The organism is Rahnella sp. PCH160 (assembly GCF_047784855.1).
In the GTDB taxonomy this organism is placed as follows: Bacteria; Pseudomonadota; Gammaproteobacteria; order Enterobacterales; family Enterobacteriaceae; genus Rahnella.
On sequence record NZ_JBLOGT010000001.1, the window covers coordinates 2579474 to 2593323 of the forward strand.

Annotated in this window: 11 protein-coding genes and 1 pseudogene; 6 read left to right on the forward strand and 6 right to left on the reverse strand. The window is 52.3% G+C overall.

Annotated features, from left to right (window positions below; translation table 11 throughout):
- Positions 1-45: 45 nt before the first annotated feature.
- The 6 genes from folE (at position 46) to mglC (ending at position 7371) form a co-directional block, all read left to right on the forward strand.
- Positions 46-717 (forward strand): GTP cyclohydrolase I FolE, encoded by a 672-nt coding sequence (gene folE, locus ACM5QY_RS11945; protein ID WP_416120810.1) that lies wholly within the window; start codon positions 46-48, stop codon positions 715-717.
- 162 nt (positions 718-879) lie between these two features.
- A complete protein-coding gene (yeiB, locus tag ACM5QY_RS11950; RefSeq protein ID WP_416120811.1) occupies positions 880-2037 on the forward strand; it encodes a DUF418 domain-containing protein YeiB in 1158 nt (385 codons plus the stop codon).
- A 267-nt stretch (positions 2038-2304) separates the two neighbouring features.
- Positions 2305-3336: an HTH-type transcriptional regulator GalS gene (galS, locus tag ACM5QY_RS11955; protein WP_416120812.1), complete on the forward strand. Its 1032-nt coding sequence runs from the start codon at positions 2305-2307 to the stop codon at positions 3334-3336.
- Positions 3337-3585: 249 nt separating this feature from the next.
- Positions 3586-4584, forward strand: a complete 999-nt coding sequence (gene mglB, locus ACM5QY_RS11960; RefSeq protein ID WP_416120813.1) for a galactose/glucose ABC transporter substrate-binding protein MglB — start codon at positions 3586-3588, stop codon at positions 4582-4584.
- Between the two features lie 225 nt (positions 4585-4809).
- Complete coding sequence (mglA, locus tag ACM5QY_RS11965; protein ID WP_416120814.1) at positions 4810-6342, forward strand: galactose/methyl galactoside ABC transporter ATP-binding protein MglA; 1533 nt, start codon at positions 4810-4812, stop codon at positions 6340-6342.
- 18 nt (positions 6343-6360) lie between these two features.
- Entirely contained in the window at positions 6361-7371 is a 1011-nt protein-coding gene (gene mglC / locus ACM5QY_RS11970) for a galactose/methyl galactoside ABC transporter permease MglC (RefSeq protein ID WP_416120815.1), read from the forward strand.
- Positions 7372-7438: 67 nt separating this feature from the next.
- Here the strand turns inward: mglC and sanA are convergent, their stop codons facing one another.
- From sanA to artQ, 6 genes and pseudogenes are all read right to left on the reverse strand, one after another.
- Positions 7439-8362, reverse strand: coding sequence for an outer membrane permeability protein SanA (gene sanA, locus ACM5QY_RS11975; protein WP_416120816.1), 924 nt, complete (start codon positions 8360-8362; stop codon positions 7439-7441).
- Between the two features lie 230 nt (positions 8363-8592).
- A pseudogene (locus ACM5QY_RS11980) lies at positions 8593-10289 on the reverse strand (NAD-dependent malic enzyme).
- A gap of 158 nt (positions 10290-10447) precedes the next feature.
- Positions 10448-11332 carry a cytidine deaminase gene (gene cdd, locus ACM5QY_RS11985; RefSeq protein WP_416120817.1) on the reverse strand — a complete coding sequence of 295 codons (885 nt, stop codon included), beginning with the start codon at positions 11330-11332 and terminating at the stop codon, positions 10448-10450.
- 174 nt (positions 11333-11506) lie between these two features.
- A complete protein-coding gene (locus ACM5QY_RS11990; protein WP_416120818.1) occupies positions 11507-12241 on the reverse strand; it encodes an arginine ABC transporter substrate-binding protein in 735 nt (244 codons plus the stop codon).
- A gap of 223 nt (positions 12242-12464) precedes the next feature.
- Entirely contained in the window at positions 12465-13133 is a 669-nt protein-coding gene (gene artM / locus ACM5QY_RS11995; protein WP_120506961.1) for an arginine ABC transporter permease ArtM, read from the reverse strand.
- Positions 13133-13849, reverse strand: coding sequence for an arginine ABC transporter permease ArtQ (gene artQ, locus ACM5QY_RS12000; protein ID WP_104921423.1), 717 nt, complete (start codon positions 13847-13849; stop codon positions 13133-13135). The genes artM and artQ overlap by 1 nt, the downstream gene beginning before the upstream one ends.
- Position 13850: the final 1 nt, after the last annotated feature.

Genomic DNA, 13850 nt, shown 5'->3' on the forward strand with positions numbered 1-13850 from the left:
GGCGTGATCTGCGTCAAAGTGATTACACCTGCCGGAGAAGAATGAATGCCAAACCCAATCCTGAGTAAAGAAGCCATTTTGGTCCATGAGGCGTTATTAACCCGTGGTCTGGAAACCCCTTTGCGTGAAGCGCTGCCGATCGACAACGAAACGCGCAAGCAGCGGATCCAGGAACATATGACTGGCATCATGCAATTGCTCAATCTGGATCTCTCCGATGACAGTCTGGTGGAAACGCCGCGTCGAATCGCGAAGATGTACGTTGATGAAATTTTCTCGGGGCTGGATTACGCGAACTTCCCGAAAATCACCGTCATCGAAAACAAGATGAAAGTGGATGAAATGGTGACGGTGCGGGATATCACCCTGACCAGCACCTGCGAACACCATTTTGTCACTATCGACGGGAAAGCGACCGTGGCGTATCTGCCAAAAGATACCGTGATCGGTTTGTCGAAAATCAACCGCATCGTGCAGTTCTTCTCGCAGCGCCCGCAGGTTCAGGAACGTCTGACCCAGCAGATTCTGGTGGCGTTACAAACGCTGCTCGGCACGCCAAACGTGGCGGTGTCGATTGATGCCGTGCATTACTGCGTGAAAGCCCGCGGCGTGCGTGATGCGACCAGCGCAACGACCACCACGTCTCTGGGCGGTTTGTTCAAGTCCAGCCAGAATACACGTCAGGAATTCCTGCGCACCGTCCGCCATTCTTCGTAAATAAAGCTGCAAGTGCGTTCACCGCGTCCGGAGACCCGAATCACTGACTTGTGTCAGCTCATCGGGCTCTCCTCGCGACAACTTCATTTACCTGAATAGTGGCCTCTGTCATTCTCTTCACTTATTCTTAAAATCCAAATAATCCTCAAAAGGAATCTCCGGGTGCGCTCACGTATTGCCACACTCGATTTTGCCCGTGGCCTGGCCATTTTTGGCATTCTTCTGCTCAACATCAGCGCGTTCGGCTTACCGAAAGCCGCCTATATGAACCCGGCCTACGCCGGTCTTCCTTCTTTTTCTGATGCCTGGACCTGGGCGGTGCTCGACGCCGTGGCGCAGGGTAAATTCCTGATGATGTTCGCCATGCTGTTTGGCGGTGGTTTGTATTTACTGCTGCCGCGTGGCAAACACTGGATCCAGTCGCGTCTTTCGATTTTATTATTGTGCGGCCTGATCCACGCCACGCTGTTTTGGGATGGGGATATTCTGCTGTCTTACGGCCTGATTGGTCTGGTGTGCTGGCGGATGGTGAGGGAAGGGCGCAGCAGTCAGTCGCTGGTCTCGACGGGGATTATTTTGTATCTCATCGGCGTGGCGGTGCTGGCGATTTTGGGCGTGATTTCCTCGCCTGAACCGGGCAGTTTCTGGCTACCGGGACCGGCTGAAATTCAGTATGAGCAATACTGGCGGCTGAGAGGTGGCTGGGAAGCCATTCAAAACCGGCTGGATCTCTTGTCGTCCAGTCTGCTGGCGATTGGCGCGCAATATGGCTGGGAACTGGCGGGCGCAATGCTCATCGGTTCGGGGCTGATGCGCAGCGGCTGGCTAAAAGGCGAATTCAGCGAGCGGCATTATCGCAAAGTGGCGGCGGTGCTGTTACCGCTTTCATTGCTGATACAAATTCCGGCAATTTATCTGCAATGGAAGACTGGCTGGGACTACCGCTGGAGCGGTTTTTTGTTGCAGGTTCCGCGTGAGATGGGCTCCCTGATGCAGGCAATCAGCTATCTGGCAATGTGTTATGGCTTCTGGTCAGTGATTTCCCGCTGGCGGCCGGTTCACTGGATTTCTCAGGTCGGGCGGATGGCGCTGACCAATTACCTGCTACAGACGCTGATCTGCACCACGTTCTTCAACTTCTTCGGCTTCTTCCTGCACTTCGACCGGCTGCAACTGCTGGCGCTGGTGCCGCTGGTTTGGGCGTGTAACCTGCTGGTGACGCTGCTGTGGCTGCGCTATTTCCGTCAGGGGCCGCTGGAGTGGTTATGGCGAAAACTGACCATCAAAGCGTCCGGTGTTGAGGTGAAAACGGCGTCGTAGGCGCACTGATACATCACCCTAAATTATAGATTTGGGATGGACGTTGCAGAATTGTATGTAAACGTTTTCTTTCCTGTGACGTGATTCACGCAGGCGGTTTCACAAAATGTTTAGGATAGCGGTCGTGCCAGTCTGACGACCACTACACTAAAAAAGGAAACGCCATGAGCACTTCACCTCGCTTCTCTTTGTCTGCATTTTTCACGTCCTGGGTTAATCATTTCCGTATTCCTCCGTACCACTCTCTGGCTGATCACGGGGCGACAAATGGTCACAATTCGTGATGTCGCCCGTCTGGCCGGCGTGTCTGTCGCCACGGTTTCCCGCGTTCTGAACAATCCGTCTATCGCCAGTAAAGACGCCCGCGAGCAGGTCTTGCAGGCCGTCGCGACGCTGGGATATCGGCCCAATGCCAACGCGCAGGCGCTGGCAACACAAAGCAGCGACACTATCGGCGTGGTGGTGATGGACGTTTCAGACCCCTTTTTCGGCGCGCTGGTCAAAGCGGTGGATACCGTCGCCCAGCAGCATCATAAATACGTATTGATAGGCAACAGCTATCATATTGCCGAAAAAGAAAGGCACGCTATTGAAGTATTGATTCGCCAGCGCTGTAACGCCCTGATTGTGCATTCCAAAGCCCTCGGTGATGACGAGCTTTCGCACTTTATGGATCAGGTTTCCGGCATGGTGCTGATTAACCGGGTGATCCCGGGCTACGAGCATCGCTGTGTATGGCTCAATAACGTCAGCGGCGCTGAAATGGCTACGCGTTTACTGCTGTCTCAGGGACATCAGCGCATCGGTTATATCGGCTCGAGCCATGGCATAGAGGATGATGTGCAGCGTTATCAGGGGTATTTACAGGCCATGACGCAGGCACATCATTCTGCCGGTGCGCCACCTGCCGCCTGGCGTGCGCAAAGCTCTCCGGATTTGCAGGGCGGTGAAGCGGCGATGGTAGAGCTTCTGGGGCGTAATCTGCACCTCAGCGCGGTCTTCACGTACAACGATTCGATGGCCGCCGGGGCGATGGCCGTGTTGAAAGAAAACGGAATTAACATTCCTGACGATTTCTCTCTGGTGGGTTTTGACGATATTCCGATTGCCCGCTACACCAGCCCGAAAATGACGACGGTGCGTTACCCGATTGTTTCAATGGCGACGCTTGCCACTGAGCTGGCATTAAAAGGCGCGGCAGAACAGTTAGCTATGGGCGTTTCGCATTGCTTTATGCCGACGCTGGTCAGGCGCCATTCTGTCGCACCGTGGCAAAATGTGGCACCCGTCACTTATTGATCAAATAACGCGATGTAACCGTTTTCAATCTGTGAGAACTTTCACAGTTTATTAACATCGCCGCCTTTATGATGCATTCGTTTTCAACATGATTCAGTTTGTGTCCGGCTTACCGGACTGGTTTCACAGCGAGACAGGACGTTATAGGTCAAGGATGGCAGGCACCCACGAACATGATGTGGCGCTGTACTGCACCCACATGGATACCGGTGCCAAATTCTGTAACACCCTACATAACCGGAGATACAAATGAATAAGAAGGTCTTCACACTGGCTACTCTGGCTGCAAGCATGATGTTTGGTTTTGCTGCGCACGCTGCTGACACTAAAATCGGCGTTACCATCTACAAATATGACGATAACTTCATGTCTGAAGTGCGCAAAGCCATCGAGAAAGATGCTAAAGCGACGCCGGACGTGCAACTGCTGATGAATGACTCGCAAAACAGCCAGTCCACCCAGAATGATCAGGTAGACGTTATGCTGGCGAAGGGCGTTAAAGCGCTGGCCATCAACCTGGTTGACCCGGCTGCTGCTCCGGTCATCATTGAGAAAGCCCGCGGTGCTGGCATTCCTGTCGTTTTCTATAACAAAGAGCCTTCCCGCAAAGATCTGGACAGCTACGACAAAGCCTATTACGTCGGGACTGACTCTAAAGAATCTGGCATTATCCAGGGCGAGCTGATTGCTAAACATTGGAAATCGACACCCGCCTGGGATCTGAATAAAGACGGCGTGATCCAGTACGTGCTGATCAAAGGCGAACCGGGCCACCCGGATGCTGAAGCGCGTACTAAATACGTCATCAGCACCCTGAATGGCAAAGAAGGCCTGAAAACTGAGCAACTGCAACTTGATACCGCTATGTGGGATACCGCACAGGCGAAAGACAAGATGGATGCCTGGCTGTCCGGCCCTAACGCGAACAAAATCGAAGTGGTTATTGCCAACAACGATGCAATGGCAATGGGCGCGGTAGAAGCACTGAAATCTCACAACAAAACCAGCATTCCGGTATTTGGTGTGGATGCCCTGGCAGAGGCGCTGGCGCTGGTGAAATCTGGCGCAATGGCCGGTACCGTGCTGAACGATGCCAACAACCAGGCTAAAGCGACCTTTGATCTGGCAAGAAATCTGGCAGCGGGTAAACCAGCCGCCGATGGCACCAGCTGGAAAATTGAAAATAAAGTGGTTCGTATTCCTTACGTCGCGGTCGATAAAGACAACCTGTCTACTTTCGTGAAATAAGCGTACGGCAAAAGCAGTCAAGACAGACAGCAATACAAAACAAAGCTAAGCAGTGGCAAAAATAATTGCGGTTAAGCCGTAACAAATATTAAGTGTGATTAGACGTTAATGCTTATCTGACAGGACGTCATGTCGCCCTGACTGTAGTGAGTTTACTGACTACAGCCAGGGCTGACATCAGGTATTAATACACCCGTTTATTTTTATCTTTAGCCAGGTATAACTATGGCCGATAATTTGTTATCTGACACAACACCAAAGCCGGACGAATTCCTGCTGGAAATGAGTGGTATCAATAAATCATTTCCTGGCGTCAGGGCGTTGGATAATGTGAATTTAAAAGTGCGTCCTCATTCCATTCACGCGTTGATGGGTGAAAATGGCGCCGGTAAATCCACATTATTAAAATGCCTTTTCGGGATATACAGTAAAGATTCCGGTACGATTCTTTTTCAGGGACAGGAAGTCAATTTTAAAAGTTCTAAAGAAGCGCTCGAAAAGGGCGTGTCGATGGTTCATCAGGAATTAAACCTGGTATTACAACGTACCGTCATGGATAACATGTGGCTGGGGCGTTATCCGACCAAAGGCATTTTTGTCGATCAGGACAAAATGTACAAAGACACCAAAGCGATTTTTGACGAGCTGGACATTGATATTGACCCGCGCGACAAGGTGGGTAAATTGTCGGTTTCGCAGATGCAGATGATCGAAATCGCCAAGGCGTTTTCCTACAATGCCAAAATCGTGATTATGGACGAACCGACATCTTCCCTGACGGAAAAGGAAGTGAACCACCTGTTCACTATCATCCGTAAGCTGAAAGATCGCGGCTGCGGAATTGTGTATATCTCTCATAAAATGGAAGAAATTTTCCAGCTGTGCGACGAGATAACCATTCTGCGTGACGGCCAGTGGATTATCACGCAGCCGCTCGAAGGCCTCGACATGGATAAAATTATCTCCATGATGGTGGGCCGTTCGCTGAGCCAGCGTTTCCCTGACCGCCAGAACGTACCGGGTGAAGTCATCCTCGAAGTGCGTAACCTGACTTCGCTGCGTCAGCCTTCTATCCGCGATATCTCCTTCGATTTGCACAAAGGGGAAATCCTCGGGATCGCCGGTCTGGTCGGCGCGAAGCGTACCGACATTGTCGAAACGCTGTTTGGGATCCGCGAGAAAGTCGCAGGAACCATTAAGCTGCATGGCAAAAAAATTAATAATCACAGTGCAAACGAAGCCATTAACCACGGTTTTGCACTGGTGACAGAAGAGCGTCGTTCAACCGGTATTTATGCTTATCTGGATATTGGTTTTAACTCGCTGATTTCAAATATCCGGCAATATAAAAACAGAGTCGGTTTGCTCGATACCAACCGAATGAAAAGTGATACCCAGTGGGTTATCGATTCTATGCGGGTGAAAACGCCGGGGCATAAAACCAGTATTGGTTCTTTGTCCGGCGGGAATCAGCAAAAAGTTATTATCGGGCGCTGGTTATTAACCAATCCTGAAATATTAATGCTGGATGAACCGACGCGCGGCATCGACGTTGGCGCTAAGTTTGAGATTTACCAGTTAATCACCGAGTTGGCTAAAAAAGAGAAGGGGATCATCATTATCTCCTCTGAAATGCCTGAGTTGCTGGGTATTACTGACAGAATTTTGGTTATGAGTAATGGGCAGGTTGCGGGTATTGTTGAAACAAAAAATACTTCGCAGAACGAAATTTTACGCCTGGCTTCCTTGCATCTTTAATTTTTAAGGGTTCTTATTATGAAAGCATTAAATAAGAAAAGTGTGCTCACTTATTTAAAAGAGGGCGGGATTTATGTGGTATTGCTGGTCTTGCTGGCCATTATCATCATCCAGGATCCGAGTTTCCTCAGTCTGGTTAACTTAGGTAATATTCTTACGCAATCCTCTGTGCGCGTAATTATTGCACTGGGCGTCGCAGGGCTTATCGTCACGCAGGGTACCGACCTGTCAGCCGGGCGTCAGGTGGGCTTAGCGGCGGTTGTTGCGGCCACCATGTTGCAGGCGATGGATAACGTCAACAAAGTCTTCCCGCATCTGGATGTGGTGCCAATTCCACTGGTTATTCTGACCGTGTGTATTGTTGGCGCGCTGATTGGTTTGCTCAACGGGATTATCATTGCGTACCTGAATGTGACGCCATTTATTACCACGCTGGGCACGATGATTATTGTTTACGGGATTAACTCCCTGTATTACGACTATGTCGGCTCATCACCGGTCGCGGGCTTTGATCCTGGATTCTCGCAGTTTGCACAAGGCTTTATCCATTTAGGCGGCCTGAAGCTCTCCTACATCACCTTCTACGCGCTGATTGCTATCGCTTTTGTCTGGGTACTGTGGAATAAAACCCGTTTCGGCAAAAACATCTTTGCTATCGGTGGTAACCCGGAAGCGGCAAAAGTTTCAGGCGTAAACGTTCCGTTAAACCTGATCATGATTTACGCGTTGTCCGGTGTGTTCTACGCATTCGGTGGTTTGCTGGAAGCAGGGCGTATCGGTAGTGCGACGAACAACCTTGGCTTTATGTACGAGCTTGATGCCATCGCGGCCTGCGTGGTCGGCGGCGTGTCATTCGCCGGTGGCGTGGGTTCTGTGGCAGGCGTGGTGACCGGTGTACTGATTTTCACCGTCATCAACTACGGCCTGACCTACATCGGCGTGAACCCTTACTGGCAGTACATCATCAAAGGCAGCATCATCATCTTCGCGGTGGCGCTGGACTCTTTGAAATACGCTAAGAAGAAGTAATGTCGGCAGCAGTGAATGAAAAGGGCGCTTCGGCGCCCTTTTTTTGCATTTGTTATTCAGGTAAAAATCACTGCTGGAACGGATTTCGGCCCACCGGTTTCACCGGTTCAGGTTTAGGTGCCGGTTCGGCATCTTCGGTTTCGGCCTGAGCAGCTTCGTTGGCTTCCTGCTCAGCTTTGATTCTGGCGGTTTCGTCGGCAGCCGCTTTATCCGCTGCGGCTTTTTCTGCGGCTGCTTTATCGGCGGCGGCTTTGGCAATAGCGGCTTTTTTCTCGGCTTCCAGCTGTTGTTGTAATGCCAGAAGCTGTTCAGGCGTGACAGCCGGATAACCCTGTGCATCATCAGGAATGTTATGAATGGCCGGGATAGGGATCAGCGGGCCAAGAAAGCGTGGTTCGCGTTTGAGCAGGTACAAATCCGTCAGTGCGCCGAGACGGGCGAAGATCTCACGGCCACGCACGCTGAGCATATTTTTCGGTGATGGCACCGCGAAACACTGCGCCTGAATGCCCATGTGCAGCGCGATAAACAGCGCGCGTTCGCAGTGGAAACGCTGGGTGATGATGATGAAATCGTTGGTGTCGAAAACCTTACGGGTTCGCACGATGGAATCCAGCGTACGGAAACCAGCATAATCGAGCACGATATCACTGGCCGGAATGCCGGCGGCGATAAGATCACGACGCATGGTGCTCGGTTCGTTGTAGCTTTGCTGCGCATTGTCGCCGCTCAGCAGCAGGTATTTCACCTTGCCGCTGTTATAGGCGTTAATCGCGCCCTGAATGCGGTACAGGTAATACTGGTTGATTACGCCGGTGCGGTAATATTTGGAGGTCCCCAACACGACGCCAACCTGACGGTGAGGCAGGGTCTGCACTTCGTCATAGATGTATGGCTGAGTGCGCAGACTGATCCACTGATCAAGCCCGATAGCGACTGCCAGCATCAGAATAACGATGCCGGTAACGCCAGCTATAAGTCGCTTAATCATAGGTATCCCTGTTTATGATCGAATTGAAATCGGATTCAAGGCTACTTTACCTGTTTAGGGGACGCAATACGTTGCAGTCCGTATCCACCGATATCGCCGGTTTTTTCAGCACTTTTCAGTGAATTACTGCCGAATTTGCGCGAAGGGCTGCAATTTAAGTGAAAAAAAAGACCAATGCACGGGCATTGGTCTGGATCATGGTCAGTCTGATTTCTCTCAATATTGCAGGATCAGAATGATGTGCGTCTGTAGGAACGGTACTGCGGTGCCCAGAAGTTATGCTCAATCGCTTTGGACAACGAATCTTCAGACGTCACCATCGCCACGCCCTGCAACTGAGCCGCTTTACCCACTTCCATCGCGATGCATTTCGAGACGCCCTGAATGTCATTCACATCCGGCAGCAGCGAACCTTTACCTTCCGTTGCCAGCGGCGAACATTCAGCCAGTGTCCGGCTGGCGGCCATCAGCATACCGTCCGTGACGCGGGTGGCGCCAGAGGCAATCACACCCAGCCCGATACCCGGGAAGATAAAGGAGTTGTTGCATTGCGCGATAGGGTAGAGCGTGCCTTTATGGCTTACCGGTGCAAACGGGCTGCCGGTGGCGACCAGCGCCGCGCCGTCCGTCCAGTTCAGGATATCAGCCGGTGTCGCTTCCACGCGGGATGTCGGGTTGCTCAGCGGCAAGACCACCGGACGGGCGCAGTGTTTATGCATTTCACGGATGATTTCTTCCGTGAACAGACCCGGCTGGCCGGAAACGCCGATCAGAACCGTTGGTTTGGCGTTGCGCACCACATCCAGCAGGGAAATGCTGTCGCTGGTCATGCCCCAGCCGGTCAGCGCACTGCTTTTCTGCACCAGACGGCTCTGGAAATCGAGCAGGTTCGGCAGTTTGTCGGTCAGCAGGCCAAAGCGGTCAACCATGAAGACTTTCGCGCGCGCTTCTTCGTCGCTCAGGCCTTCGGATTTCATCTGCGCGACGATCTGTTCTGCGATACCGCAACCCGCAGAACCGGCACCGAGGAAGGCAACCGTCTGGTCACTCAGTTTGCCACCGGCGGCTTTGCTGGCGGCAATCAGGCTGCCCAGCGCCACGGACGCGGTGCCCTGAATATCATCGTTAAAGCAGCACAACTCGTCGCGGTAACGTTCGAGGATCGGCATGGCGTTCTTTTGCGCGAAATCTTCGAACTGCAACAGCACGTTCGGCCAGCGGATTTTTACCGCCTGAATGAACTGATCGACAAACGCTTCGTACTCTTCGCCGGTGATACGCGGATGACGCCAGCCCATGTACAGCGGGTCGTTGAGCAGTTGCGGATTATTGGTGCCCGCATCCAGCACCACCGGCAGGGTATACGCCGGGCTGATGCCGCCGCACGCAGTATACAAAGACAATTTGCCGATAGGGATACCCATGCCGCCGATGCCCTGATCGCCCAGACCCAGAATGCGCTCGCCGTCAGTCACCACCACCACTTTGACGTGTTGTTTGGTGGCGTTTTGCAGCATGTCGTCGATGTGCTCGCGGTTAGGGTAGGAGATAAACAGGCCACGGGCACGGCGGTAGATATCAGAGAAATGCTCGCAGGCTTCGCCGACGGTCGGGGTATAAATTACCGGCATCATTTCGCTGAGATGGCTGTCCAGAAGACGGTAAAACAGCGTCTCATTGGTGTCCTGAATGTTGCGCAGATAGATGTGTTTATCGATGTCCGTTTTGAAATTCTGGAACTGGCGGTAGGCGCGGTCGGCCTGTTCTTCGATTGTTTCAACGGCTTCAGGCAGCAGGCCGTGAAGGTTAAAATTGCTGCGTTCTTCTTCGGTAAACGCACTGCCTTTGTTCAGTAAAGGGAATTCTAACAGGATTGGGCCAGCGTGAGGGATGTACAGGGACGTTTGCTTTCGTATTCAAGTTCCATCGTTATGCTCTTCCGGTGCTCAGAATGTTAATTTTTATAGTTTAGAGACGAAAGGGTAACAGAGACGAAACGGGGAATTCAAATCAGACAATGTTATGTAACTAATGACTACAGGAACGTAGTCATTAGTGTTAGGTGGATCACGAAACCCGGCGGTTTCAGCAGTTCAGCGTGGTGACGTCTTCGCAACCGATGGCTTTCAGCGTGGCGCGGGTGGCGTCATTTTGGGTGATCAGCGCGCCTTCCTGTTCGACCAGCACGGCGCGACGGACTTTCAGGCAGTCTTCACCGGACAGGTTCAGCAGAATTAATGCCGCCTGTAAGGGAGGCAGGCTCGGATTGAAAGCGGCATTTTCCGCGTACCGCCCGGCAAACTGTTTGCCGTTATGCGTTTCCAGCGCCACACCGCTGTGCGATTTGCTGTACGGCGCATGGCTTTGGTTGCAGGCATCCAGCGCAAGTGTTGCCAGTGCGTCAGTGGTTTTCAGTGTGTAACTGTGATCGACTTTATCCATCAGCAGCGTGGTGATATCCAGATCCTTCGGCCCGAAGGAATGCGGCAGATAGTCGCCGAGCGTAGCGACATCGCGATCCGGCAGATGGATATCCAGCGCCGTACCGCTGGTCAGTTCGTTCATAAACTGACGGCAATGGCCGCAAGGCGTGTAATTGACGGTGATAGAGGCCAGACGCGTTTCGCCACGCAGCCAGGCGTGTGTGACCGCAGATTGTTCGGCATGAACGGTTTGCTGCATCGGCGCACCGGCAAATTCCATGTTGGCACCGAAATACAGATTACCGGAGGTTCCGCGGGCAATCGCGCCCACGTTGAAATGCGAAATTGGCGTCACAGAACAGGCTGCTGCCAGCGGTAACAGGGCGAATGCCAGCGCGTCGTCGTCCAGACCGGTTGCCTGTTTTACCTGCGCAACTTCGGCTGCCGTGAACATTGCCGGGAAGTCATCATGTCGCAGAAACGGCTCAAGCGCGGAGGATAAATTTTCAGGGAGTGCCATAAAGGCGGTGTGAAAACGTGCGTGCATAAACATTCGATCTCGACTGTGATTACGGTTGAACAGTGTAAAAGTCATTACGTGAACTAAGTGTGACGGAAGTCACTTTTTTGATGAAACGGACGATATGAAGTTGCAGTTTTGAGAGATGTTACGCAGAAAACCGCCATGACAGGCGGCTTACTGTTTGAAGGACGAGCGGGTTTACTGAGCCGGGAACCACTTGTCATTAATCTTTTTGAATTCGCCGTTGGCTTTAATGCCGTCGAGTGCCGCATTCAGTTTCGCCAGCAATTCTTTATTCTCAGGACGCACGGCCATCCCGACACCGGTACCAAAGTATTGCGGATCTTTAATCAGTTCGCCCACTTCACCCAGATTCGGGTTAGATTTCAGCCAGCCATTCAGCACGGCGGTATCGCCGAGCAGCCCGTCCAGGCGACCATTTTTCAGATCCAGAATCGCATTCTGATAGCTGTCATAACCGACGGTGGTGATTTCAGGGTGTTTTTCCATCAGGTATTTCTGATGCGTGGTGCCGTTTTCGAGGCCAACACGTTTACCTTTGAGATCGGCGATAGAAGAGAATTTACCCTTCGGCCCGATGATCATGGCGGTATTGGCGTAGTAAGGTTGGGTAAAAGTAACCTGCTTGCTGCGCTCTTCGGTAATGTCCATACCGGAAATAATGACGTCAAAACGACGGAATTTCAGCGCCGGGATCAGGCCGTCAAACGGCTGGTTGGTGAACGTGCAGGTTTCCTGCATCTGCTGACAAACGGCCTTCGCCAGATCCATATCAAACCCGACGATCTGGTTGTTGGCGTCTATGGATTCGAACGGCGGATAGGTCGCGGAAGTCCCGAAACGAATAGTCTCAGCAGCGGTAGCGGCGAAAGCAGTGGCAGACAAAACAGCAGCGAGGATGAGCTTTTTCATGCAATACATTCCTGTTCAAAAAATGACATTCCCTTCATGGTTCAGTTTACTGATTTTATTAATATAATCGGGTAACTGGCAGGAAGTGAAACCTGCGATTAAGTTGCCATTAAATGAATTTATATGCAATAAATTTGATTAAAAAATTAAAGTGAAGAGTGGCGGGCTATTTCGAAGGCAAAAAAAGGGACGATTTCTCGTCCCTTCAGGCGTCCGGTGTCCATTAATTACGGCGTTCAAACGCCAGCGCGCGGCGCTCTATCAGACGCATCATCAGGGTCAGTAACCCGTTCACGCACAGATAAACCAAACCGGCGGCGCCAAATACCATCACGTCGTAGGTGCGGCCATACATGAGCTGGCTGTGCCCCATGACGTCCATGAGCGTAATGGTGTACGCCAGAGAGGTACTTTTAAAGACCAGCACCACTTCATTGGAGTAGGACGACAGCGCGCGTTTAAACGCATACGGCAGCAGAATTCGCAGGGTTTGCGGTTTCGACATGCCCAGCGCCTCGCAGGACTGCCACTGGCCGGACGGAATAGCACGTACCGCACCGGTAAACAGTTGTGTGGTGTAGGCGGCGCTGTTGAGTGCCAGCGCAAACATCGCGCACAGCCACGGTTGCGACAGCACTTCCCACAGCCACGGGATTTCGCGAATAGACGGAAACTGGCCCGGACCGTAGTAAATCAGGAAGATTTGCACCAGCAGCGGCGTACCGGTAAACAGCGTGATATAGCCTTTCACGATCTGGCTTGCAACGGGCACTTTCAGCGTCAGGATCACGGTGAAAATCATCGCCAGCAGCAGCGCAACAATCAGCGCTGCGACCGTCAGTGTCAGGCTGGTGTGCAATCCTTTCAGGACTTCAGGCAAATATTCCCACATCAGGAAGCACTCCGTTCAAAGCGGGTGGTACGCAGTTCGATGCGTTTAATCACGAACTGGCTGAACAGGGTGACAATCAGATAAATGCAGGCCGCAATCACGTACCAGGTAAAAGGTTCCTGTGTCCGCGTGGCGATACTTTTGGTTTGCAGCATCAAATCATTCACGCTGATCAGCGACACCAGCGCGGTGTCTTTCAGCAGCACCAGCCACTGATTGCTCAGGCCAGGCAGCGCGTGACGCCACATTTGCGGCATGATCAGGCGAAAGAAAATCGCCGATTTTTTCATGCCCAGCACCTGACCCGATTCCCACTGGCCTTGCGGAACGGCTTTCAGAGCGCCACGCAATGTCTGCGAAGCGTAGGCCGAATACAGCAGCGAAAGCGCAATGACACCGCAGACAAACGGGCTGACTTCGAAGTTTTCGATGGGCAGCTTTATAGGCACGGAGAACAGCCCGAGATTAATGCTAAAGCCATCCGCCAGCACCATCAGCAACTGTGATGACCCGAAGTAAATGAAAAGCACGACCAGAATTTCTGGCAGACCGCGCAGCACAGTGACCCACGCCGTACCGAGCCAGCTGAGTGGCTTCCACGGCGCAGATTCCCAGACTGCGAAGATCATCGCCAGAATCAGGCCGAGGACCAGCGCACACACGGCAAGGCCGACGGTCATCCCGGCGGCGCTTGCTAAAGGTTGGAATTCAGTCATT

Coding starts and splice junctions, on each gene's coding strand:
- folE (WP_416120810.1), top strand. CDS start 46: ATGCCAAACCCAATCCTGAGTAAAGAAGCCATTTTGGTCCATGAGGCG.
- galS (WP_416120812.1), top strand. CDS start 2,305: ATGGTCACAATTCGTGATGTCGCCCGTCTGGCCGGCGTGTCTGTCGCC.
- mglB (WP_416120813.1), top strand. CDS start 3,586: ATGAATAAGAAGGTCTTCACACTGGCTACTCTGGCTGCAAGCATGATG.
- mglA (WP_416120814.1), top strand. CDS start 4,810: ATGGCCGATAATTTGTTATCTGACACAACACCAAAGCCGGACGAATTC.
- mglC (WP_416120815.1), top strand. CDS start 6,361: ATGAAAGCATTAAATAAGAAAAGTGTGCTCACTTATTTAAAAGAGGGC.
- sanA (WP_416120816.1), bottom strand. CDS start 8,362: ATGATTAAGCGACTTATAGCTGGCGTTACCGGCATCGTTATTCTGATG.
- cdd (WP_416120817.1), bottom strand. CDS start 11,332: ATGCACGCACGTTTTCACACCGCCTTTATGGCACTCCCTGAAAATTTA.
- ACM5QY_RS11990 (WP_416120818.1), bottom strand. CDS start 12,241: ATGAAAAAGCTCATCCTCGCTGCTGTTTTGTCTGCCACTGCTTTCGCC.
- artM (WP_120506961.1), bottom strand. CDS start 13,133: ATGTGGGAATATTTGCCTGAAGTCCTGAAAGGATTGCACACCAGCCTG.
- artQ (WP_104921423.1), bottom strand. CDS start 13,849: ATGACTGAATTCCAACCTTTAGCAAGCGCCGCCGGGATGACCGTCGGC.